Raw genomic sequence first — 205 nt, 5'->3', positions numbered from 1 at the left:
CGTGATGATGTTGTGGGCGCTGCATAACTCCAGAGTCCGGGCCTTGCCGCCTTTTAGCTCTGCAATGACTGATGGTGATATTCCGGTTAACGCTGCATACTTCATGGCTATCACCCGTACATCGGAAGCTGCTCTCTCCGCGGCGCGGCCTCGGTCTTCTGCACCTGTTCAGCGATCTGGGACATCGCCGCCTCGATCTCCACCG

Annotated in this window: 1 protein-coding gene; it reads right to left on the bottom strand. The window is 58.0% G+C overall.

The genetic code is table 11. The annotated features are described in order from the left end of the window. Nucleotides 1-105, bottom strand: a 105-nt coding sequence (locus BP858_RS01850; RefSeq protein WP_286878694.1) for a DUF473 family protein, incomplete at its 3' end; no start/stop codon positions are given. Nucleotides 106-205: the final 100 nt, after the last annotated feature.

Origin of the sequence: Methanoculleus sp. UBA413, assembly GCF_002502935.1 — an archaeon.
In the GTDB taxonomy this organism is placed as follows: Archaea; Halobacteriota; Methanomicrobia; order Methanomicrobiales; family Methanoculleaceae; genus Methanoculleus; species Methanoculleus bourgensis.
This window is presented reverse-complemented; position numbering and strand designations above follow the sequence as displayed.